General features: G+C 61.1%; 15 protein-coding genes. 11 read left to right on the top strand and 4 right to left on the bottom strand.

Features of this window, described 5'->3' with window-relative positions; all coding sequences use genetic code 11:
• Window positions 1–866: 866 nt before the first annotated feature.
• The 6 genes from AAFG07_RS26170 (at window position 867) to AAFG07_RS26145 (ending at window position 10442) form a co-directional block, all read left to right on the top strand.
• The gene (locus AAFG07_RS26170; RefSeq protein WP_342722711.1) at window positions 867–1811 is read left to right on the top strand and encodes a LysR family transcriptional regulator; all 945 of its coding nucleotides are present in this window, start codon (window positions 867–869) and stop codon (window positions 1809–1811) included.
• 647 nt (window positions 1812–2458) lie between these two features.
• Window positions 2459–4243, top strand: coding sequence for a CocE/NonD family hydrolase (locus tag AAFG07_RS26165; RefSeq protein WP_342722710.1), 1785 nt, complete (start codon window positions 2459–2461; stop codon window positions 4241–4243).
• 299 nt (window positions 4244–4542) lie between these two features.
• On the top strand, window positions 4543–5460 hold the full coding sequence (locus tag AAFG07_RS26160) for a fumarylacetoacetate hydrolase family protein (protein ID WP_342722709.1): 918 nt from the start codon (window positions 4543–4545) through the stop codon (window positions 5458–5460).
• A 299-nt stretch (window positions 5461–5759) separates the two neighbouring features.
• A complete protein-coding gene (locus AAFG07_RS26155; RefSeq protein ID WP_342722708.1) occupies window positions 5760–6932 on the top strand; it encodes an enolase C-terminal domain-like protein in 1173 nt (390 codons plus the stop codon).
• Between the two features lie 138 nt (window positions 6933–7070).
• A complete protein-coding gene (locus tag AAFG07_RS26150; RefSeq protein WP_342722707.1) occupies window positions 7071–8867 on the top strand; it encodes a CocE/NonD family hydrolase in 1797 nt (598 codons plus the stop codon).
• A 126-nt stretch (window positions 8868–8993) separates the two neighbouring features.
• Window positions 8994–10442, top strand: a complete 1449-nt coding sequence (locus AAFG07_RS26145) for an MFS transporter (RefSeq protein ID WP_342722706.1) — start codon at window positions 8994–8996, stop codon at window positions 10440–10442.
• A 223-nt stretch (window positions 10443–10665) separates the two neighbouring features.
• Here AAFG07_RS26145 and AAFG07_RS26140 read toward each other — a convergent pair whose 3' ends face one another.
• Entirely contained in the window at window positions 10666–10926 is a 261-nt protein-coding gene (locus tag AAFG07_RS26140; RefSeq protein ID WP_342722705.1) for a LysR family transcriptional regulator, read from the bottom strand.
• Window positions 10927–11183: 257 nt separating this feature from the next.
• On the opposite strand from AAFG07_RS26140, the gene AAFG07_RS26135 reads away from it, so the two are divergent.
• Window positions 11184–12752 (top strand): porin, encoded by a 1569-nt coding sequence (locus AAFG07_RS26135; RefSeq protein ID WP_342722704.1) that lies wholly within the window; start codon window positions 11184–11186, stop codon window positions 12750–12752.
• Window positions 12753–13393: 641 nt separating this feature from the next.
• A complete protein-coding gene (locus AAFG07_RS26130; protein WP_342722703.1) occupies window positions 13394–13567 on the top strand; it encodes a hypothetical protein in 174 nt (57 codons plus the stop codon).
• A 267-nt stretch (window positions 13568–13834) separates the two neighbouring features.
• Here AAFG07_RS26130 and AAFG07_RS26125 read toward each other — a convergent pair whose 3' ends face one another.
• Genes AAFG07_RS26125 through AAFG07_RS26115 form a run of 3 tightly spaced genes read right to left on the bottom strand, consistent with a single transcriptional unit; the run spans window position 13835 to window position 20149 of the window.
• Window positions 13835–16723, bottom strand: a complete 2889-nt coding sequence (locus AAFG07_RS26125; RefSeq protein ID WP_342722702.1) for an NHLP bacteriocin export ABC transporter permease/ATPase subunit — start codon at window positions 16721–16723, stop codon at window positions 13835–13837.
• Window positions 16720–18921 carry an NHLP family bacteriocin export ABC transporter peptidase/permease/ATPase subunit gene (locus AAFG07_RS26120; RefSeq protein ID WP_342722700.1) on the bottom strand — a complete coding sequence of 734 codons (2202 nt, stop codon included), beginning with the start codon at window positions 18919–18921 and terminating at the stop codon, window positions 16720–16722. The genes AAFG07_RS26125 and AAFG07_RS26120 overlap by 4 nt, the downstream gene beginning before the upstream one ends.
• Complete coding sequence (locus AAFG07_RS26115) at window positions 18914–20149, bottom strand: NHLP bacteriocin system secretion protein (RefSeq protein ID WP_342722699.1); 1236 nt, start codon at window positions 20147–20149, stop codon at window positions 18914–18916. Before AAFG07_RS26115 ends, AAFG07_RS26120 begins: the two co-directional genes overlap by 8 nt.
• Window positions 20150–20330: 181 nt before the next feature.
• Between AAFG07_RS26115 and AAFG07_RS26110 the strand changes: the two genes are divergently transcribed.
• From AAFG07_RS26110 to AAFG07_RS26100, 3 genes are all read left to right on the top strand, one after another.
• Window positions 20331–20858, top strand: a complete 528-nt coding sequence (locus AAFG07_RS26110) for a hypothetical protein (RefSeq protein WP_342722698.1) — start codon at window positions 20331–20333, stop codon at window positions 20856–20858.
• 378 nt (window positions 20859–21236) lie between these two features.
• A complete protein-coding gene (locus tag AAFG07_RS26105) occupies window positions 21237–21467 on the top strand; it encodes a hypothetical protein (RefSeq protein WP_342722697.1) in 231 nt (76 codons plus the stop codon).
• Window positions 21468–22424: 957 nt separating this feature from the next.
• Window positions 22425–22904 carry a Crp/Fnr family transcriptional regulator gene (locus AAFG07_RS26100; protein ID WP_342722696.1) on the top strand — a complete coding sequence of 160 codons (480 nt, stop codon included), beginning with the start codon at window positions 22425–22427 and terminating at the stop codon, window positions 22902–22904.
• The last annotated feature ends 80 nt before the right edge of the window (window positions 22905–22984 follow it).

The following is a 22984-nucleotide window of genomic DNA, read 5'->3' as shown; positions in this document are numbered from 1 at the left end:
TTCAATCGGTTAGGGTGCGCCGTGTGCACGACGTGTGCACCGGGAGATCAAGAAAAATCTATTGTTGGCAAACCTGAGCAGTCGGTCCGAGCCGTGATGCGGATGTTGGGGCTCGACGCAATCGAATTGATGAGAGCAGCGCGGCAGCTGCGACCGAGAAGCTGATCTCGTTGTCGGCATGGCGAACGAACCTGCCTTTCGCCGGTGGGGTAGGGGGCTGCTATTCAGCGCGAGTATGAAGAATGCTGATGTCGGGGGGGCGAGTCGCTCCCCCGCTACCACGTATGACCCACTACTATGGTGGGCCTCCAGAAAAAGCCCTCCGCCGACCAGTGCGGCCAGCTTTCCCTCGACCTCGAAGCCTTCCTAAGGGCCATTCGGGTGGACGATGACGCTGTGCGCAAGCGACCTGAAGTCGGCGACCAACGGGCCGCGGTCGTCCTCCGCGCTTGCGTGGCTTGCTATCGTGTCGGCAAGCGCATTCACGGTCTCGATGAAGCGGTCCGGCGTTGCCGGATGCAGTGAGATGGAGGGAGGGCCTCCTCGAGGGCAGCCAGTTCCGCCTCGACGCGCAACCGCTCTTCAGCTCCGCGATCCGTTGCTGGGCATCCTCCTTGGAAATCACGTACCTGAACACCAAGCCGGCAGAGCTCGCTCTAGTATCCGATTCCATCACGAGACTGAGCCTCATGCCCATACTGATCAGGCTTTTGATGATACCTCGGCTAAGTCATGGCGTTCGATCGTTTCTGCTGGGAACAGGTTGTTTCTTGTCGGCGGTCACTTTGTTTGACCTGGCGGCGCTGTGAGAACACGCGACACACTTGAAAAGCACATGTTTCAGAGGCTATTCATCTAAAATAGGCATGGACCTCGAAACTGGGGGACTGATGGACTTACGCCAACTTCGCTACTTCGTCAGCGTCGCGGACAGCGGCAGTATCAGCGCAGCGGCCGTCGTTTTGCACGTCGCACAGTCAGCGGTCAGCCGCCAGATGCTTCGTTTGGAGGAAGAGGTGGGGGGCGTGCTGTTTCAGCGCAGCATTGCCGGGGTAGAGCTGACCGAGAGCGGCCACGTGCTGTTGGAGCGGGCGCGCTTCATCCTGAGAGAGATCGAGAGTGCTACGAACGACGTTTCAACCTTCAGCCGCGGAATGCGTGGCACCGTACGCATGGCCGCCCCTGCGAGCGCGGGGCGAGCCCTTTATGTACCCTTGATTCAACGGTTCCACGCCCAGTTTCCGCAAGTTCAGCTTGAGCTTTCGGATAGTACAACAGACGAGATGCTGCGCAGCCTTGCCGCCGGTACGCTGGATCTAGCTCTCGTCACTGAAATTGAAGCGCGCGAAGACGTCGTGGTGAAACCTGCTTGGCGCGAAGAAACTCTGCTTCTGGCTCCCGTTGGCAATCCGATCTGCAAGCGAAAGAGCATTGCCGCGCGCGACTTAAAGCAGATGCCAATCATTATCTCGCCGGGCCTACGGCGCATCTTCGAGGAACGCTACGGGGCGCTGCGTCCTATCATCCAAATCCATAGCAGCAGTCCCGCAGCCGAGTTGACCCGCTCCGGCGTGGGCTATGTGGTTGTTCCCAAGTCGGCATTGAGTACGTCCGACATTTGGCGCGGGTTGCAAGGTGTGCCCGTGCGTGGGCTCGACACAACCCGAATGATAGCTTGGGGCAAGGGGCGCCCCGCCAGTCTGGCAGCCCGCGCGCTTCGCGCCGCCGTTGAGCAAATTGTATGCGAACGCATTGAGGAAAAGCTGTTCTTGCCTGTGCGAGCCAAAGCGCAAGTCCTATCTCAAGTTTAAAAACCGTCCTGATGTGAAGCATCCACCATTCGGTGCTGCCGGCGCTCAAGTCGCCCTGCCGCACGACATCGAGAACGTCGGTGGAGGGCCGGAGCGACAACGCCACGGCCAGTAAGACGATCAAGACCTGTGAGAGGCCGAGTCGCGATTTGCGGCTGATGACGGATCGCGCCATCGAACCGGCGCGCCGCGCGCTGCCGATGGGTTGCGGCGTCGTGTCAGTTGCGCGGAGCGTCCGCCGCCCAGTCATCGTCCGCAATCACCCATAGCGACGATGACGTAGTCGCGAAGCTGGCGCAAGTCCATCAGTTCCCGGCGCCAGCGGGTCCATGCCTCTTTTAGATGAATGGTCCCTGAAAAATGTGCTTTTCAAGTGTGGCGCGTGTTTCCACAATCGGCGCGTGATCTTTCAGTGGTCTTCCAAAAGAATCCCCAGTTGTGGTCGTCGAATATTCTCCACCCATCAGCGCCAAGACGCGATGACAGCGTTGCCGCCGGCAAGGTGGTCTCGGACGGCCATGTTGAAGTGCCGAACAAGCCGGGCGTCGGCCTCGAAGCTACAACGCGCCGTATCCGCTGATGCAAATCGTGGGTGCTTGAGCACCTCGCGTCGTATCCAATTGTCGATAGTAACTGGAGTTAAAAAAATGGCGACAAAAACACGCGTTCGAAATTCTGATGGTCATGGAGAAATTGCGGCGGTACACGCTGACGGCATGCGTATCCTCTGGGACGCGCCGATCACCATGAGCGATGGGGTCGTGCTGCGCGCCGATATATTTCTGCCTGAGGCGACCGGCCGCTATGGCGCAATCATGTCCTATGGTCCGTACGGCAAGGGATTGCCGCTCCAGGTCGGCTACAAGAGCCAGTGGTCACGCATGGTCGCAGCCGCACCGGACATCGTGGAGGGCTCGTCCGGCAGGTACCAAAGCTGGGAGGTGGTGGACCCCGAGAAGTGGGTGCCCGATGGCTTCGTCTGCGTCCGTGTAGACAGCCGCGGCGCGGGGCGATCTCATGGTGTGCTCGACACGTTATCGTCGCGTGAAATACAGGATTTCTACGAATGCATCGAGTGGGCGGCCGCCCAGCCCTGGAGCAATGGAAAGATCGGGCTCAATGGCATCTCCTATTATGCGACCACCCAGTGGCGCGTAGCCACGCTGCGGCCTCCGCACCTTGCTGCCATCTGCGTGTGGGAGGGGGCTATGGACCGCTACCGGGACTCGACCCGGCAGGGCGGCATCTACATGCAGTTCAGCGCGGACTGGTATCGCCGGCAGGTGGCCCCGCTGCAGCACGGATATGGCGAGCGCGGCCACCGCAACCCGAACACAGGTGAGCTCGTTGCCGGCCCGGAAACGCTGAGCGACGAAGAGCTTGCAAAGAACCGCGTGAACGTTGCCTCCAATGAGGTACTCGACCGCCCCCTGATCGATGACTATTACCGGGAGCGGACTCCCGACGTTAGCCGTATCGAGGTGCCGCTGCTGTCGTCCGCAAATTGGGGCGGCATGGGTCTGCACACGCGGGGTAACTTCGAGGGCTATCTCGGCGCAGGCTCCGCTCAGAAATGGCTCGAAGTCCACGGTGATTCGCATTTCACCCCTTTCTATCGCAAGTTGGGCATCGAACTTCAAAAGCGGTTTTTGGCGCATTTCCTCCAGGGCAAGGACACGGGTTGGGATCGCCAGCCGCCGGTGCAGTTGCACATCCGGCGCCCGGGGGAGCACTTCACAATTCGCGATGAGCAGGAATGGCCGCTCGCCCGAACGAAATGGACTAAGTACTACCTGGATCCCGCCAAACGCTCCCTGAGCGCCACGCCATGCACCGGTGCCAGCATCTCCTACAGCACCACGGACGACGGGATCATGTTCACCCTGCCACCGGCTTCGGAAGAGCTGGAGATCACCGGCCCAGTCGCGGCCCGACTAATGGTGTCCTCTCGCACGACTGATGCCGACATCTTCCTGGCGCTGCGCCTGTTCGATCCGGATGGCAAGGAGGTCCTGTTCGTCGGCTCCAATGACCCCCACGTTCCGATTGGGCTGGGCTGGCTCCGCGCCTCGCACCGCAAGCTCGACCCAGCCAGGTCGCTGCCGTACCGCCCCTACCACACGCATGACGAACTCCAGCCTCTGGTCCCGGGTGAACCGGTGGTGCTCGACGTCGAGATCGTGCCGACCTGCATCGTAGTGCCTCCCGGCTATACGCTGGCACTGAACATTCGCGGCTGTGACTACGACCACGGTCTGGGCGATCCGGGTCTCAAGGATGCCCCCTACCGCATGACCGGCGTCGGGCCGTTCACCCATAGGGATCCGCACGACCGGCCGCCAGCAGTGTTCAGCGGCGAAAACACCCTGCATTTCGAGGAAGGTCGGGAGCCCTTCCTCTTGCTGCCTATCATCCCTTCCGGCCAGACCTGAAGAGCCTGCCCTCACCATGCATTGAACCGAAGAAGTGCACTCCTGCGCGGCAGTGCCATTGCGCTGCTGGAGGTACTAACGCTGCGCGCGTCCTGCAACCACCGTCGGGGACGCTGTGGATGGTGTATCTCTTTGCAGGAGCAACGGCGAAGACGAAGCAGAGCAGCCAGCAGTTCACCAATTTCTAGTGGTCCAGGCCTCCATGCCTATTTTAGATAAACAGCATCTGAAATATGTGCTTTTCAGATACAGCGCGCGTTCCCACAATCAGTCTCCTAACCTGAGATTTGATATCAAACATGCGCATCGCCCGGTTTCTCTCTCCCCTTGGCGCTCGCCTTGGCCTCGTCGTTGCCGATGGCCAGGTGATTGATCTGGTAGCTGCGGCACAAGAGCAGCGTCTCGACTGGTTCGTTCCCGCGGCTACGGATTTGCGCCTTTTCCTCGCCGGCGGGGTCGCGCACCGTGACATGGCTTCTATCATCGCTCGCCGAAGCCAGTTACCAGCGCTGGAAATGGCATCGTTGCGACTGCTCGCACCGTTCGAAGCCGGGTCGAAGATTTTGGCGCACGTCGTCAACTATTACGGTCACGACAAGGAAGCGAAGGTCAAGGTTCCGGCCAAACCGTTCTTCTTCCAGAAGCCGTCCAGCAGCGTGGCCAATCCGGGCGACACGATCGTCGCGCACCGCGCGTCGAACAAGCTGGATCATGAGGTTGAGATCGGCATCATGATCGGTCGCGTTGGCCGAAGCATTGACGCCGAAGACGCGTTCGACCATGTGGCGGGTTACATGGTGGTGAACGACGTCAGCTATCGGGACTTCCAGATGAATGACGGGTATCCCGACCTCAACACCTCGTACGGAAAGAACTGGACTCAGGCAAAAGGTCTCGATGCCGCCTGCCCAATGGGTCCCGTGCTGGTACTCACCGATGAATTGCGGGAGCCGTACCCGTTGCGCAAACAGTGTCGCGTCAACGGCAAGGTCCGTCAGGATGCGAACTCGTCGGACATGATCCACAAGGTACCGGCGCTCATCGCGGAAGTGTCGAAGGGCATGACCTTATGGCCCGGCGATGTGATCGCTACCGGAACGCCTGCGGGCGGTGGTCTCGGCGACGGAGTCTGGCTGAGGCCGGGAGATGTCGTCGAGTGCGAGGTAGAACGCCTCGGCGTTCTGCGGAGCGTGGTTGCGGCGGACCTGTCGGACTGAACTGGGATTAATCCCCGCGCGGCCAACGACACAAGAATATGCGCGGCCCGACGCCGCCCACAGGAGGAAACTGATGATTTGCGCACCCGCGGGTACGCTGACGCTCATCTTCGACGGGCCGGACAAGACCTTCTCCCAAATCAGTGGGGCTCAAGGAGTGGTTGCGCGCTTCGAAGCCGCCGGAGGACTCGTTGGCTAAACGATGAGCCCGACACCAATCGCCGCCATCATGGAAGCCGAAGTCGCTCGAGTTCGAAGCCTCCTGGCGGCGCAAAAGAACCATTGGAGATATTCTAGACATGCGCGTCCTGGACGTACGCGAGGCGGCGCTGCCAATGCGCAGTGACTTGCGAAATTCGGTTTTCTCTTTCGCGGAGATGACAGTCTCGATCGTGGCTGTACTGACCGATAGGATCGTCGAGGGTGCTCCAGTCATCGGGTACGCCTTCAACTCCATCGGCCGATACGCATGTGGTGAGCCGATGCGGGCCCGGTTCATACCCAGGCTGATGCAATCATCCCCGGAAGCTTTGCTGGATCGAGACTGCTTTCTCGATCCGTCTAAGGCACTGCAGTGCATGCTCGTCGGCGAGAAGCCGGGCGGCGACGCTGCACGGTCGGTGCCGGTCGGCACGATCGAGACCGCCTTATGGGACGCCGTGGCCAAAGCTCGGCGTCTTCCGCTGGCGGAACTTGTCTCGCAATCGTGGCGGCAACGCCCGATGGAAGCAAGGGTGCCCTGTTACGTCGGTGGCGGGTGGTATCGACCGGACAGCAAACCTGGTGACGTGACCGAGGAGCTCCAACGCCATCTGGACGCCGGCTACACGCACATGAAGATCAAGGTCGGCGGCCTATCCCTGGCGGAAGACATCGGCCGCGTCGAGGAGGCATTGAAGCTCCTCGGCGATCCACGGCAACTTTCTGTCGATGCCAACGGACGTTTCTCCACCAAAGAGGCATTGGATTATGCCCGCGCTCTCGCTCCTTTCAAACTGCGTTGGTTCGAGGAGCCTTGCCATCCGAACGACTTCGAAGCTTCGGCCGCGGTTGCCGAGGCCTACTCGGAAGCACTCGCCACCGGCGAAAACCTTTTTAGCTCCCAAGACGTTTGGAATCAGGTGCGATTTGGCGGGTGGCGCAAGGGCCGTGACTATCTGCAGATGGATCCGCCGCAGATCTACGGCATCGGTACCTATGCGGACCTCGTCAAAGAGCTGGCAACGCACGGCTGGGATTACTGCAGGCACTTTCCGCACGGCGGCAATCAAATGTCCCTCGCTCTCGTGGCCGGTCTGGGGCTCGGCGGTTGCGAAGCCTATCCGGGTTTTTTCGGCGCGTTCGGCGGCTACGCAGACGATTGTCACGTGTCGGGTGGATGGATGCCCGCTCCCCAGCGGCCTGGTATCGGCTTCGAGGGACAGAGCCGGCTCCATGCCCTGATGCGTGAAGTGGCCGTTGACTGGATCTGAGTGTCGTTGCGCCAGAAAGTCGAGATGATGTCGCCGCGAGCATTCAAGATCTAAGTCAATTCGGAGATCGATCGCTTCAAAAAGATCCTGGCGCCACTAGGAATCCAGACAAGTTAACTGTTCGGAGGAACGATAGGAATGAATCACGTGAAGTCGAATCACGCCGACGCCAACGCCGCGCTGTCTGACGATACACCGGAGGCGGTATACGCTGATGGCATGCGCATCCTCTGGGATGCGCCAATTCCGATGAGCGACGGCGTAGTCCTGCGCGCGGACATCTTTCTCCCGCGGGCGCCGGGCCGCTATGCCGCCCTGATTTCCTACGGGGCTTATGGCAAGGGCGTGCCAATGCAAGTGGGCTACAAGAGTGCGTATGACCGCATGGTTCGGGCCTATCCTGAGATCGCCGAAGGCTCGTCGAACAAATACATGAACTGGGAAGTCGTCGACCCTGAGAAGTGGGTCCCGGACGGTTTTGTCTGCATCCGCGTCGACAGTCGCGGTGCAGGCCGCTCGCCTGGCGTGCTCGACCCGACTTCGGAGCAGGAAACGCGGGACTTGTACGAATGCATTGAATGGGCGGCGGCACAGTCCTGGAGCAACGGCAAGATCGGGATGAACGGCATTTCCTATTACGCGACCAACCAGTGGCACGTCGCCGCGCTGCGGCCCCCGCATCTTGCTGCCATCTGCGTTTGGGAGGGTTTCGTGGACCGCTACCGGGACGCCGCGCGGCACGGCGGCATCTATTCGCAGTTCGGCGCCGGCTGGTTCGGTCGCCAGGTGCTGCGGATTCAGCACGGGTACGGCGAGCGTGGAGCGCGCAATCCGAACAACGGCGAACTGGTCAGCGGACCAGAAACGCTGTCGGACGAGGAGCTCGCGGCGAATCGTGCCGAACCGATGTCCAGCGTGGCCCTGAACCATCCCCTAGACGACGAGTTCTATGCCGGGCGCAGACCCGACGTCAGTCGCATCCAGGTGCCGCTGCTGTCAGCAGCCAACTGGGGCGGCATGGGAGTTCACCCGCGCGGAAACTTCGAAGGCTATCTCGCGGCCGGCTCCGGCCAGAAGTGGCTCGAAGTGCATGGTGACAGTCACTTCAGCCCTTTCTACCGCGCCGAAGGCGTTGCGCTGCAGAAGCGCTTCCTCGGGCACTTCCTGCAGGGCAAGGACACGGGCTGGGACAAACAGCCGCCGGTGCAGTTGCAGATTCGTCGGCCGGGCGAGCATTTCACGATCCGCGACGAGCAGGAATGGCCGCTCGCACGCACGCAGTGGACCAAATACTATCTGGTTCCCTCCACGCGCACCCTCAGCACCACGCCGAGCACCGGCGCCAGCATCTCCTACAATACCACGGGTGACGGAATCACGTTCACCATGCCGCCCGCCGCCAAGGAACTGGAGATCACCGGCCCCGTGGCTGCCAGGCTGGTGGTGTCGTCTCGTACTGTCGATGCTGACATCTTCCTGGCGTTGCGGCTGTTTGCGCCAGACGGCAGAGAGGTCTTGTTCATCGGCTCCAACGATCCGCGCGTCCCGATCGCGTTGGGCTGGCTACGTGCCTCGCATCGCAAGTTGGATAAGGCCAAGTCACTCCCGTACCGTCCCTACCACACGCACGACGAGCTGCAGCCGCTCGTGCCGGGTGAGCCCGTCGTGCTGGACATCGAGATCCTGCCGACCTGCATCGTGGTGCCTCCGGGCTATACGCTGGCACTGAACATTCGTGGCTGTGACTACGACAACGGTCTGGGCGACACCGGCCTCACTGATCAACCTTACCCGATGACGGGCGTCGGTCCGTTCCGTCATGCGGAACCGCGGGATCGGCCGCCGGAGATCTTTGGTGGAGAGAACACGCTGCATTTCGACGACTCCAATGAGCCCTTCATCCTCCTGCCGATCATTCCTTCCGAGAGCGCTTGAGCCATCACCGTGCTGGAAGTCCCTGCGCGGCCAAGGAAGTAACAACGACGAACATATCCGCAATACATCCCTGCTCCTTGCATTGGCAGGCGGGTGAACGGATCAAAAAACGAGGGAGGACGCTGAGTGAGGCTCGCGACGAACGAACAGGTGACCGATGTGTGCGCGGCTTCCATCGCGAGTGCGCCGGCAGCGGCCGGTGCACCCGCCGCCGCGAATCCGGGTGGCGGCACGGGCAGCAACAAGATCGACCTCGGTGCTCTGCTCGACGCATCGCCGGTGCGGCGCGGCCATGTCGTCACCATGGCGTTGCTGTTTTTGGTTATGCTGATCGACAGCTACGATCTGCTAGTGACCGGGCAGATGCTGCCCGCGATCGCCTCCACGCTCGGCGTGGCCACCGCCAGCCTCACCGGTGCCTTCGCGGCGCAACCCATCGGTCAGGCACTCGGCGGGCTGCTGCTGTCGTCGCTGGCCGATCGCTTCGGTCGCAAGCGCATGATTGTCGTGCTGCTGGCGCTGTTCTCCGTCGCTACCCTGCAAAGTGTGTTCGCTACCTCGGCGACCGGCTTCGCGGTGACCCGCTTCATCGCCGGCATGGTCGGCGGCGGCCTGCTGCCCGCGGTCGGTAGCCTGGTGGCCGACATCTCGTCCATCAAGCGCCGCTCGACCATAGTCGGCATAGTCTATGCCGGCATCGGCGTGGGCGCAGTGGTCGCCAGTGCCCTCGTGGCCCTTTTGCTCGATCGCATCGGTTGGCAGGGCATGTACGTGGTCGGCGCACTGGCACCGTTCCTGATGATCGTGCCGGTCCTGCTCCTGGTACCCGAGTCGCCGCTGCACCTGGCGCGCACGGCCGCCCCTTCGACCGACATCCTCGGCGCGCTGCGCAAGCTAAGTATCGTGCTACCGCCCGACACCCAATTCGGTGAACCGGCCCGGCGGCTCGGCACCGGCATCTCGATCGTCGAGATCTTCGGCAGTCACCGCGCCGCCTTCACGCTCGTGCTCTGGTTCACCTGCATCTGCGGCCAGGTCAGCGTGAATCTGTTCGCCCTCAATGCGGCGTTCTTCCATGAATTCGAAAGCATCCCGCTGGCCAGCTACGCGGTCTACGCCTCGGTCGCCGGCGCGACTTCCATCGTCGCCGGGCTGTCGACCGGCTTAATTATGGATCGCTTTGGGCGCTACCGCGTGATCGTCGTGTTTGCGCTGCTGGACATGCTGTCGCTGGTTGGGCTGGCCTTCTTTCCGTTCGGCAGCGCGGGCTTCGTTGGCGCGATCGTTAGCGCCGGCTTCTTCACCTTTGGCACCTACCAGTCGCTCAACATCCTGACACCGATCGTCTATCCGGCCGCGCTGCGCAGCGCCGCGGTCGGCTGGAAGGGCGCCGTCTCGCGCGCCGGCAGCAGCGCGGCACCGCTCATCGGAGCGGCTTTGCTGGCGCATCAGATGGGCCTGAAGGCCGCCATGTGCACCGCGGCGGCGCCGATGCTGCTGGTGCTGCTGCTGGCGCCGGTGCTGGCGGTGCTGGAGCGGCGCATGCGCTCGCACGGCGCTGCGCCAGCCCGTTGATCTGCTTCGTAGAGCGCTCCACCAGGGCCCTTGGAGCGATCGTGGGCGCGGCGGCGGGTGATGCCGCGGTGCGCGACGACGAGCAGACGCAGGGCATTCCTGCAACGCTCGCGGCGACCGGCTTTGCGAAGTCAATTGCCCCAATCTGAGCGAGGTCTGCGGTGTTCTCGGCAACATCTATCAAATAGCCGTTCCGAGCGATTTCAATGGCGTTCGCCGACATCTACCAAACGGCAAACCGCCATCCGGTCGGCCGAAAGCGCGCCCGTTCCAACAGGAAATGGCCGCGCTCCGTCAGTTCTACACCGACGACGCTGCGCTGAAGCAGCACCCCTTCATCCTCCAAACGAAGCATCTGGCGGCTGATCGCCGACTGTGCGACCTGCAAGAGGCCGGCCGCTGCATTGATACTGCCGCTGTCCGCGATGCTGACGAAGTAGCGAACCTTGCGTACGCCCGTCAGTTCCTCGCTGTAGCGGACCATGCCTATTTTAGATGAATGGCCCCTAAAATATATGCTTTTCAGATGTAGCGTGTCTTCCTCACAATTGCTCTGCGGCGGAGGGGGCTCCCGAGGTCGTCCCGTAACAAGTGGTTCGCTTACGTCCCTCGCGCTTCAAGCGCGTGTGTCCGAGCGCGAAAACCAAGCGGGGTTAAAGGGACAAGGGAACCAACCTGAGGGCGCTTTTTACCCGGCGGATCCGGAACCCTCCCAGAGATAGAGCAACTTGGAGGTTTAGCATGAAGATGATTAAGAGCCTTATGCTTGGTTCAGCGGCAGGTCTCGTCGCGATGAGCGGAGCACAGGCGGCCGATCTTCCCGTCAAGGCCAAAGCGGTCGAATACGTGAAGGTTTGCTCCCTGTATGGTCCCGGTTTCTACTACATTCCGGGCACCGACACCTGTCTTAAGCTGAGCGGCTATCTGCGCGTCGACGTGCTGGCGAACACCAATGCGGACGCCACAGGCAATACTGCGGGCGCTGGTGGTGCTCAGAACCGTTTCACCAACGGTTATACTTGGCGCTCCCGTGAAGGCCTGAACATCGATACGCGCACCGCGACCGAGTACGGCGTGCTCCGCACGTACTTGAATTCTACCTTCTCCTGGACGACGGACAGCTACGCCGGGCAGGGCAACGGCACGACCGTCTACTCGCCGATCGGCACGGCTTCGGCCCCGAACAACGCCAACGGCGGTGCGGTGGCTGCTGGTACGCTGGGCGTGTACTACGCCTTCATCCAGTTCGCTGGCTTCACCATCGGCAAAGCGATTTCGCAGTTCAGTACGCCCTGGACCGGCTATCCGGGCAACAACTTCGACGGCCTCGTTGGTGGCGGCGGCACGAGCACCGGTGTGAACCAGTTCACCTACACCGCGCAGTTCGGCGACGGCGTGTCGCTGTCTCTGTCGGCTCAGGATCAGTCGGCTTACAATCAGGCTGGCGTGAACAACCTGGCTGCGCCTTTTGGCGCGGCTGGCTTTGCGGCTCTCGGTCCTTATGGCGCCAGCGACTATGCTGGCACGATTTCGCCGGACTTCATCGCCATGCTGCGTGTCGATCAGGCATGGGGTCTGTTTCAGGGATCGCTCGCCGCCCATGACAATCACGCAGCCTATTACGGCTCCACCGAGGTCACCGGTCATCCGGACGACAAGTGGGGTTGGGCAGGTCAGTTGGCCTTGTCGATCAAGGACATCCAGAGCGGACCTGGCGACACGATCAACGTCCAGGGCGTGTATACGAACGGTGCGACCCGTTACAACATCCAGGAGCTGTCCGCTCAGGCTGGTGCGAACACCATTTTCGGTGGCACCAGCGTGGCTGGCGCCTATCAAAGCATTGGCTTCGGCATTGCCCCGGACAGCGTATTTGTCACTGGTGGCTCGCAGCAACTCGTCTCGACTTGGGGTATGCGCGGTGCTTATGTCCACAACTGGGGCCCGAACTGGAATACCAGCATCTACGGTGCTTACGCGGGCGTATCGTACAATGGTACAGCCAAGACCTACATCTGCGGTCCGACCGGCAGCGGCGTAGGCGGTACGTTCGGCGCGACGTTTGGTGTCGCTCGCTTGACCTCGTGTAACCCCGACTACAGCATCGCGCAGCTCGGTACCCAGACCCAGTGGACTCCAGTGAAGAACCTGGCCTTCTCGGCAGACTTCACCTACACCCATCTGGACCAGAAATATGCTGGTGTGATCAGCTATCCGGGCAGTGGTGCGATCGGCAAGCCGGCAGCTCTCTACGAGCTGAAGGACCAGGACACCTACACTCTGCTCCTGCGCGCCCAGCGCAACTGGTAATCCGCTGAGCTTCTAGAAGCAGGAAGCAAAGAGGCAACTCGCGACAACTATGAACCTCCGAGAAATCCTCCGGCATGCCCGCCGGAGGCTTTTTTAGCTAGCACTGGTTGGAGTTTCGGCCTTTGGGCGGAGCGGCGGCAGTTCCACGATTTGAACGTGTGCTGGGCTTATGGGGCAGGGTGATGGACGAACCTTCTCTGATTGGCTCCAATCGGACATCGGTTGCTGGAGCTAGCTCAAACTTCCCATGATGGATTGGCGCGAGAGTTCAAGTTTTTCAATCGATTAGAGGGCCGCGTGTGCACGGCGTGTGCACCGCGACAGCAAGAAGAATCTCATCACAGCCAATGTGAGCAGGCCATTTGAAGTGGCTTGGGCGGCGTGAGGTGGGCGATATGCATGCCACAATTTCCAGGGGGCAGGGCGAGCGCGGACGACGAGCGGCCTCGGTTCTCGGGCGTCGGAAACGTCACGGCTCCTACTGGACATTCACGCAATTGCGTTCGTCGAACTCAGGAACGAAAAACTTGCCGCGGCGCAAACCATGCGTGACGTGGATCACGGCCGACTAGCCGGATGACCTCGTATGCGTGTGGTCACGGCTTGAGGGGATGGCCCCTCCCGAAAACAGGAGAATGGCTATGAACAAGTTCGACCATGAAATGTCGATGGAAGCCCTCGATCGTGTGGTCGGCGGTGCGGACGGTGACGGCAACGGCACCGGCACGGGTAACGGTGGTCACGGCCTGGTTCGCGGAATCAAGCAGGTCATCGGCGTGGTGGAAGGTATCGTCAAATCAATTTGGCCCTTCTGATCTTCGTCGGGATCGGCGCTGGCACGCGATCCGCGATGCGGCTCGGTGAATCAAAGACTTGCTGCGTGACGATTGCGCAGCAAGTGGCCGCGCGTCATCCTTTCCCACAGCCGACGTGGACAGAACCTGTGAGTTGGTCGCCTCTTGCGACCATGGCACTCTGGTCAGGACGACATGACGTCATGTCCGAGATGCTTTGTGCTCGTAGTCGTCAGGGCATAGGACTGAATGGAGGGATTGTGGTAAGCAGGCCGATCGACCAGTTGGCTAGACCACAAGCTGTCTCCGCGCGAACTCTGCAAATGGGCCGGTTCCACTCGTCAGCTCGTCATAGCTTCCCGATTGCACGATCTTGCCACCGACCAGCATCACGATTCGATCCGCGTGGCGGATTGTGCTCAGCCGATGAGCAATAACAATCCGCGTGACATTCAGCCGCTCCAGCGAGGCTCCGACGATCGCCTGGGTCTGGTTGTCGAGCGCGCTCGTTGCTTCGTCAAAAAGCAAGATGCGTGGCGAACGTGCCAGCGCGCGGGCGATGAGGACTCTCTGGCGCTGTCCGCCCGAGAGCGTATTGATGCCTTCCGCAACGAGCGTGTGCATACCCATCGGCATCTGCCGAATATCGGCATCGAGCGCCGCGAGCCGCGCGGCCTCCCAGGCTTTGTCCAGCGTCAGGTCGACGCCGCCGCAAATGTTTTCGTATAGACTGCCCGTTGCCAGCTTGGTGTCTTGCAGTACAACGCCGAGCTGGCGGCGCACGTCGTTGGTCTCAACCGTGTTCAGCGCCTTGCCGTCATAGAAGATCGTCCCGGCTTCCGGTCGTTCGAAATCCAGCAGCAATCGCAACAGCGATGATTTTCCGCTGCCCGAAGGGCCGACAATTGCCACATACTCGCCCCTCGAAACACGCAAGGTAATGTCATTAAGAACCGTAGGTCCACCCTCGATATAGCGGAATGTGACACCGGAAAACTCGATTTCACCTATCAGCTCGCCTGCGGGCCGCCGATCTTCAGCGATCTCGGCGGCGGCGGAGAGAATCGGCTTCATCCTGGTGAGATGGGGGATGACCACCAGCGATTCGCTCATGCTCGAGGCAAAGTTGCCGATCGCTGCCGTGGTCTGTCCGAACGCGGAGAGGAAACCGAGAAAGGCGCCGAGATTGGCCAAGAGCTGACTGTTGGTGCGCGAGGCGACCGCAAAAATGATCAACACGGCTAGAAGGGGGAAGGCCGTCTCGAACACGACCAGCACGTTGGCCGCTAGCTGCGAGGCGATGAAGTAGCGCTTCTGAACGGCGAATTGTCCCGACCATCGCGCCAGTGCGCGACTTGCGGCGTTCGCCACGCGAAGCTTGCTGACGCCGGCGATCAGTTGCAGCACCAAACCGCTGACCTTGCCTTGCAGATTGAAGTGCTTGCTTTCGTAGTAGATTCGCACGGCGCTGGTAGCGACGATTGCGGCCGCCCGGAGCGCGATCAGTAGAAGCGCGATACTGCCGAGTCTGAGGTCGTAGTAGAGCATGAGCCCAATACTGAAAATCCCGAACAGGGCCGATGTAAAGCCTCGCAAGGTCCGTCCGGTAACGATCTGGCGCGTCGCTTCAATGCCCATCGACCGGTCGACCAAATCTCCGGTCGTGTAGTCGCGAAACAGCGACGCCGGTAACCGGAGCAGTCGATCGATGAGGGCGGCCTGGAGCTTGTAATCGAGGAGGCCTTCGAGCCGGAGCGTGACCAGTCCCTGCATTCCCTGCAGTCCCGCTATCGCGATCGCGGTGACGGAGAGCGCTGCCGCGCAAACGACGAGCTGGTCGATCTCCGTGCGGGGGATCACGGAATTGACCAGCAGATTCGTCACCAGCGGCGGTATCAGCGACAGCAACCCGATGGCAATGATCACGAGGGTCATGCGGACCATGCTGCCGGAGAGGCCTCCGGTCGCGAATGACAGCAGATCACGATAGCGAAGTGGGTGCGCGGGCAAGGCTTTGTAGAAGCTGACGGCTTCCGGTGCGAGAGCGCTTGCAACCGAGCCACCGACCGGTTGCCGCCATTCTTGCTTCGGATCGATCATCGTGTACCGGCCGCGCCGGTCACGGATCAGAGCGACCGGGTCTCTTTCGGGCCCATGCCACCCCAGCAGGGGGCCGGCATCCGACTTCCACCAACGATCGCGCAACTGGACGCGGCGAATTCGTAACCGCGATGCACGCGCGATCTGCAGGATGTCGCTGAAACTCTGGCTTGCGGGATGCGTTCGGCTCGCATGAATGATGGAGCTTCCCGATGCGTCCGCAACGAGGCGGCAACTGGCGAGCAGGGGATCGCTGGCATCCAGCTCGACCTGCGTCCGACCGGTTGGCGCGGTGACAACTTCGGACAGACGCTCAAGAGCATCCAGCGTTCGCGCACGGGTCAGTTCGGCTCGCCGGGCGAGTTGCTGCCGCTCGGACGACCGCTCATGTCGAAGCCACCGCTCCAGACTGGCGGCAATCGCGACATGGAAGCGGTCGAGGGCCAGCCAGACCAGAGGCAATTCAGGCGCGGTCGGCTCTGCTGTGATTCTGGCGCCACTCTCGCCGGCTTCCAGCCAGACCTCCGCTGTGAGCGGAATGAAGGGACCTCCGGCCTCGAGCTCGAGGTCGAGATCCAATACTTTCACGCCTCCTGCTTCGATGCGGGCCCACACGATGCTTCGCTTTGGGCCACGGCAACGCTCGCCTGGACGCAGTTCACTTGTTTCGCCGCCGATCAATTCGGAAGCGTTGTCCGATCGGGCCGAGCCGGCCGCGAGCATGGAGACCCGGCCGATCCAGCCCGACATGCGTTCCGTGGCGATCTCGCTTCGTGAGACCGTGATGATCTCCGCGTCGGGACCCCCGACTGCGACGATCTGCAACTGAATCGCTGACCTTTCACAGGCCGTGTGCAGGTCCAGTATGACTTCGCCAATTTCACATCGAAGCAGATGATGTCGGACGCCGTCCGCCTCCACGGCGAAGATATCGATATGACCGGCGCTCACCTCCAGTACCTGATCGCGTTCGTTGAGGAGAATGGGATGCCGCGGATCGACCGCCACGCGGTAAGGGGCGGGGGCTTCAATTGGCCTCGCGGTCGCAAACTCATCCCTCGTGCCGGGGTTACTCATTCGCTTGTCACGAGCCTTGCATAGGCGCCCTGGAGCGCGACAAGCTGTTCGTGGGTGCCACGTTCCACGATCCGGCCATGCTCCAGCACGATGATTTCGTCGCAATCACGCACAGTGCTCAGGCGATGTGCGATGATAATGCAGGTGCAGCCTCGGCGTCGCAGGTTGTCGTCGATGACCTTTTCCGTGATCGGATCGAGGGCGGCCATTGCTTCGTCCAGGACGAGAATCGACGGATTGCAGACTAACGCCCGAGCGATTTCGATACGTTGGCGTTGCCCTCCGCTGAAATTGCCGCCGCCCTCATTGATGTGGCAGTCATAGTTTCCGGGACGCGTGGCCAGGTCGTGATGGATCAACGCATCCCGCGCGGCGGCGATCAAGTCGCGCTCATCCACCGTCGAATCCCAAAGGGTCAGGTTGTCGCGCGCGGTCCCCTCGAACAGAAATATATCCTGGTCCACATAGGAGACGGAATTTGCGAACTCCTGGGATGGAAGCTCCGCCAGCTTCCATTGATCGAATAGAATTTCTCCCGCCCACGGCTCGTACAGCCCACAGATCAATTTGCCGAGCGTCGATTTTCCGCTGCCGGAGACGCCGACAAGTGCCACGCGCGATCCCGCAGGGATCGCCAGCGACAGGTCGGCCAGCAGCGGCGGTTCCAGAACCGAATAGCCGAAGCTGATGTTGCGAAGCTCGACCCTGCCGGCAAGCTTTGATGGAACGCTATCGATGGCGTTGCCGGATGGCGCGGGCCGGAGTGGGTATTTGCGAATATCCTCGAGCCGTTCGAGCGCTCCCTTGATGGTCTGCAGGCCGCCGAAATAGTTGACGAGATTCTCGAATGGTTCCGAGAAGTTCGCCGCCAGGGATTGGAATGCAACCAGGCTGCCAAGCGTCAGCGAGCCTTCGATAACCCGCAAACCACCGAGCCCGAGGATCGCCGCGACCATCAGCCCGGAGAGCAGCGTCGGCATCATGTCCAAGATGATGGCCGATGCACCAAGCCTCTGTTCGGCGTTCAGATTGTTGGCCTGGAGGCCCGCCCATTTGCCAAACGCGTCATCCTCCTGGCCGCTCGCCTTGATGGTTTCGATGGTACGCACCAGGCCCACCGTGGCGCCCAGGAGCTTGCCCCGTTCAACCGCGAGCCGGTAGCTGAGCTCCTGCCGTCGCGCCCCAACCAGGCGAAGCAGGAGAACGTTCAGCAAGGCGATCGCGACGCACAGCACCGTCAGGCTGACGTCATAGACCGCCATCGCGCCGGCAAACAGCAGCACCGACGTCAAGCTGAGCGCGTTCATCGTAATTCCGCCGGACAAAAGGCGTGCGACCTGCTCGTTCGACGCAACGCGGCTGGCAACGTCCCCGGCATGGCGCTGGGTAAAGAATTCCATCGGCAGCGCCATCACGCGCCACAGGAAGCGACTGGTCATGACAACAGAGAGCTTGGCCTGCAATCGTAATAACACCGACTGACGAACCGCGACCATCACCGCGCGACAGGCCGCCGTTAGCGCCATTCCGATCAGGAGTGGCATGAGCCAGCGATTGTTGTGCTGGATCAGAATGTCGTCGACAAAAATCTTGGAGAAGCCTGCGGCAAGGATATTGGGAACGACGAGCACGATACTCACGATCACCAGCAGGACAACCGCCGCCCTTGAATGACGCAACTCTTGCAGCAGCAGCCCGATCCCGTTGGGCTTGCTGCCGACCATTTTGAACTCTTCGCCGCGCTCGAAGACCAGCACCACTCCGGTGAAGGCAAGATCGAGCTCGGCCAAGCTAATGCGTCTGCGGCCGCTCGCAGGATCGTTGATATAGGCGTGCCGGGCCTTGATACCCTCCAGGACCACAAAATGATTGAAGTTCCAGTGGATGATGCAGGGTGTCGGAAGCGTAGTCAGCGCGGGCGGCTCGACACTGTACCCCCTTGCAACTAGGCCGTAGCGCCGCGCCGCCCTGACGATGTTGCTGGCCTTGCTTCCGTCGCGCGAAACGCCGCAGGCAATGCGGAGCTGCTCCAGGGGAATCCAGGCGCCGTGATAGGCGAGAATGATTGCGAGCGCCGCAGCGCCGCATTCGACCGCCTCCATCTGCAGGACAACCGGGGTCCGCTTCACCTGCTTGCGCAGCAGTCCCGATAGGCGACCGTGCCGCGCGTTTGCCGACGTGGGAGGGGACTTATCCATCAATTCCCGTTAGGTGCCTGATCAAGGGGATCACCAGATCGAGCGGCCGTTGCCGCCGAGTTGTGATTTCCGCGTGCGCCAGGGTTCCGCTCGTCAAATGAGTGGCAGGCCCATTGCCCACGGCCCAGCGATAGCCCGTCGCGGTGGAATCATCCTCTTGAAGTGCCACCTCGGCAGCATATGGCGCGCCGTTGTGGGAGAAGCGGGACACCAGGCTTTCATTGTGCAACGCCGCGCTGATGCCCTGAGGCGTCATCGGGAAGTCAGAGACTCTCAAAACCGTGCCCAGCATCATGCCAAACTCTTCGCGTTTGACGGTGCTCGGCTCGAGATGAACCTGCATCCCCGGCTTGATCTGCTTGCCATGTTCAGCTGGAATATAGACGATGGCCTGGAGCTTGCTGCCTTCGGTTTCGATCTGGACCACGGGCATCCCGACCGAGAGTACCGAGCCGGGAGAGATCTTCACTTCGAGGACACGGCCTTCCATCGGACTGAGGACCTGCGTATTCTGGCTCAACTGCTCCGCGGCCGCATTCACCTGCCGGCGCGCTTCGTTCAGGGTAAATTCGGATTGTTGAATGTCGCGTTCGCGCTGTGTTTCAAGGTCCGTCTTCTGCGCCCTGAGCTTGAGAATCTCATTCTGCGCGTCGAGGCGGCGTTGCTGCGCATCGCTCAGTTCCTGGCGTCGGTCCTCCAGGTTGCGTCGCGTCGTGTAACCCTTCGCGAGCAGCCCTTCGAGGTTCTTGACGTCAACCGACAGATAATCGACGCGCTGGCCGGTCGCCTTGATGACTTGCTCGAGTGCGGCTTCGAGTTTCTCGAAATTCTGACTCTTGGCGGCGAGCTCGGCTGCGACCTTCGATTTGAGGTCGGTATATTCGCGCTGGCGCTCCCGTAATACTTCGACCGCCGCCGTGTGCTTCTGCTCAATGTCGGTCTGAACGATCTGAGCGATCGACTGGCCAAGGTCGACGTGGTCGCCGACAGTGACGGCAACGGACTGCAGCCGGCCGGCCGCGGCCGAGACCGCGTCGACCACCTTGCCACCATTGCTGATCAGGATTCCCTCGCCGGAGACGCGGGTGGGTACGCGCCCGAAAATGCTCCACACGACCGCGGCCACCACCGCAACAAGGAAAACGACCGTTATAATCCAGTCCGCAGGCCTGGTGATGACGACGAGCTGATCAAGCTGTTCAGGCGAGGCCGCGCGATCGAGCGCCATCGCCCGAAATGCCCGTTGCGGCTCGGAGGTCGCACTCCTATTCTCCGGCTGTCCGAGCGTTTCCGAGGTGGACATATCAGCACGCAAAGGACTGAATTGATTGAATGAATATGTCGACATCTTCGCATAGATCAGACGTGGTCACAACAACGACCGGCGCGAAATCGGTGCCGAGGCTCGAATGCGCACGCTGAGCGGCAGGGCAAGGCGGTTGTTTGCAGCGCACGCGCAGCAGGCCGTGCTCGTGACGAGTGTAGCGCTGGGTTTGCTATGGTCCCCTGTCTCACAGGCCGGGGTCCTTTCCGAGAGCGATCGCAAGCAGGCGGAAAGCTTGAAGCCGTTGTTTGCGAATCTGATGAGTGATCTCGTCGAGACCGTCAAGCGCTCGGACGTACCGAACGGGGACATCGTCTGTGTCAACTCCACGATCCGCGAGCTTCTGCAGATTTCCGACGAACTCGCCAGTTACGAATATCTGATCACGATGGAGAAGGACTTGACCGACGTCGGTGACGACAGTCCGTTGCGAGGTGTCGTCAAGTTTGCGGTCGATAAAACCAACGTCATTCTGACGGGCGAGAGAAAGCGGCTGGTGCAGTTGTCCGAGCAATGCAACAAAAATCCGGTGGGGTTCGGAAAGGCACAGGAGGCGTTGAGGGTCATCGATACAACGACTGGCATCCTGAACTCCATTCGCGATCGCCTGTAACGCGCCACGCATTTGCTGACGCTGAATGCGGGATCTGTCGGCGGATCCCTGGTCCCACATTGTGGACGCTCCTTCGTGCTTTCCGCCAGATGTCCGGGACGGACCGTCCCTTCGCGAACTCCGCGCAGCACAATAGATCTGCCATTCAGATCGGGCGTGATCTGCATCACGAGGCGCGATTGTGCGCGATCACGAGCCGGGTTTTGACGCGCGACGTTGGCTTCACCCCTGGAGCCCGCGCGGCTCAGAACAGCCGGCTTGACTGCAGCGGGGTTCAGCTGGAGTGACAATTCTCACGGAAGCCTCCGGGCAGCAGAGACATGCTGCACACTGGTTACGGGATGGTCCCGCACCATGAACACAGCAAGGAGGACTGAAATGACGCGTAACGTGAACGACAATTCAGCCACCCGCGAGCTCTCCATCGACGAACTCGACGCGGTGGCCGGCGGCAAGTGGAGCTGGGGAGATTTCGCCAAGGCGCTGGGGGGCGGAACAGTGACGGGCGGCATGGGCGGTGCGGCGGTTGGCGGCATCGGCGCCGTACCCGGTGCCATTGGCGGCGGGCTTCTCGCTGGGATCGGGTACTGCATCAGCCAGATCTTCTGAGCACCCCGTCCGACCAAAGCGAGACCCGGGCGCGCCCGCATCACGGGTTTCGCTTTGGCGGCGGGCAGGAGCTCAGCAGGCAGAAGCCCAACAGATGAGAGGAGCGTACCATGCAGAAAATTCGTGAGTTGACTGGAGACGAGCTCGATTCCGCGTGCGGTGGAAGCCGCAATAATGGCGGAACCGGCGGCTCGGCTGTTTCCGATTTCATAAATTGGCTTTTGGGCCAACTTCACATTCCCACCTCGTCGGGAGGACCCATTCGGAGCTAGCTCAAGCCTGGCTCGTGCCTTGGGCTAGCGGAAAGGGATCAATCGATGCGAGGTCCAGAAACGAGGACCTCGCATTTTTTTTCAGTGGTTGTGCGGCAAGTCGATCGTTCACCGCTGCACCTCAATCGGCAACAGCATCGACGATACCGCTGAAAGTGCGGGTCAGCATCGCCCGTGCAGGCTGCGTGATCAAGGTCACAGCGAGCTGGTCGTCGATGCGGCAAGCTGCACCTGGATGGCAAGGATCATCCGTTCACCGTAGACAGATGGAGATGACGATGATGAGTGCATACCAGAATGAGCATCAGACGGTCCGTCCGTTGTCCGATGAGGAATTTGAAACCGTGACCGGCGGTTGCTTTGGAATTCCGGTTTCGGACGGTCATGGAGGCGTGATCTATGTTTCTCCGACGCTCGGGCGTGGTCCGCGGCTGCCGACCGGCACTGGACCGACCTTTCCTACGAGTGGTCCGTTCGGACCGTTTCCAGTGTAATCAACGAGCAGGTGCATATCAGAGCCGGCGTCCCCAACGAGGCCGGCTCTGTAGTCGGGCATGAACCGGGACAGCGAAGCGGGCCCGCGCGATCGCGCTGGCTAAGTTTTCGCTTCGTCTGAACCCGCGGACGCCGTGCTCACTCGAGCCGCTGGGCTTGCTGCTACCGGGAGTAGCAGTATAGTAGCGCGATGGCTGTCAACTCTCCCGAATTGAAAGCTTTCCTGCTTGCCACGCCTTTTTTCGGAGGGCTGTCAGATCCGAGCCTCGATCTGTTGATCTCAATGCTTGTCGAGCGCCGTTTCGACGTCGGCGCGATGATCGTGGCCGAAGGAGAGCCGGGGCGTTCAATGTTTGTTATTCACTCCGGCGAGCTCATGGTAAGCAAGCTTGGGCGTGCGGGGCGCTCAATTCGGATGGCAGGTCTTGAGCCCGGCGATTTCTTTGGCGAGATGACGCTCATCGAAATGCAGAATCGATCGGCCTCCGTCGTCGCGCAAAGCCCAACTGTCCTGTATGAGCTCACGGCTCGAAACCTTTACATGTACGGCAAGGCAGACATCCGCGCGTATGTCCTAGTGATGCAGAATATCGGCCGCGAACTTTGCCGGAGGCTCCGCCGCGCCGATGATCGGATTGCCGAGCTGTTGGTGCAGCAGGCGGAGCGATAGCTTCTTGTCTTGAGAGTCGTTCGAAAGATCAGGCCCGAGAGTCCTGACATTGTTGCTTCCAAGCGCTTGCAGGAGCTTGC

The organism is Bradyrhizobium sp. B097, from assembly GCF_038957035.1.
Lineage (GTDB): Bacteria > Pseudomonadota > Alphaproteobacteria > Rhizobiales > Xanthobacteraceae > Bradyrhizobium.
This window is presented reverse-complemented; position numbering and strand designations above follow the sequence as displayed.

Bases quoted from the DNA above. Each gene is read 5' to 3' on its own strand.
- AAFG07_RS26170 (WP_342722711.1), top strand. From the start codon at position 867: ATGGACCTCGAAACTGGGGGACTGATGGACTTACGCCAACTTCGCTAC.
- AAFG07_RS26165 (WP_342722710.1), top strand. From the start codon at position 2,459: ATGGCGACAAAAACACGCGTTCGAAATTCTGATGGTCATGGAGAAATT.
- AAFG07_RS26160 (WP_342722709.1), top strand. From the start codon at position 4,543: ATGCGCATCGCCCGGTTTCTCTCTCCCCTTGGCGCTCGCCTTGGCCTC.
- AAFG07_RS26155 (WP_342722708.1), top strand. From the start codon at position 5,760: ATGCGCGTCCTGGACGTACGCGAGGCGGCGCTGCCAATGCGCAGTGAC.
- AAFG07_RS26150 (WP_342722707.1), top strand. From the start codon at position 7,071: ATGAATCACGTGAAGTCGAATCACGCCGACGCCAACGCCGCGCTGTCT.
- AAFG07_RS26140 (WP_342722705.1), bottom strand. From the start codon at position 10,926: ATGGTCCGCTACAGCGAGGAACTGACGGGCGTACGCAAGGTTCGCTAC.
- AAFG07_RS26135 (WP_342722704.1), top strand. From the start codon at position 11,184: ATGAAGATGATTAAGAGCCTTATGCTTGGTTCAGCGGCAGGTCTCGTC.
- AAFG07_RS26130 (WP_342722703.1), top strand. From the start codon at position 13,394: ATGAACAAGTTCGACCATGAAATGTCGATGGAAGCCCTCGATCGTGTG.
- AAFG07_RS26125 (WP_342722702.1), bottom strand. From the start codon at position 16,723: ATGAGTAACCCCGGCACGAGGGATGAGTTTGCGACCGCGAGGCCAATT.
- AAFG07_RS26120 (WP_342722700.1), bottom strand. From the start codon at position 18,921: ATGGATAAGTCCCCTCCCACGTCGGCAAACGCGCGGCACGGTCGCCTA.
- AAFG07_RS26115 (WP_342722699.1), bottom strand. From the start codon at position 20,149: ATGGCGCTCGATCGCGCGGCCTCGCCTGAACAGCTTGATCAGCTCGTC.
- AAFG07_RS26110 (WP_342722698.1), top strand. From the start codon at position 20,331: ATGCGCACGCTGAGCGGCAGGGCAAGGCGGTTGTTTGCAGCGCACGCG.
- AAFG07_RS26105 (WP_342722697.1), top strand. From the start codon at position 21,237: ATGACGCGTAACGTGAACGACAATTCAGCCACCCGCGAGCTCTCCATC.
- AAFG07_RS26100 (WP_342722696.1), top strand. From the start codon at position 22,425: ATGGCTGTCAACTCTCCCGAATTGAAAGCTTTCCTGCTTGCCACGCCT.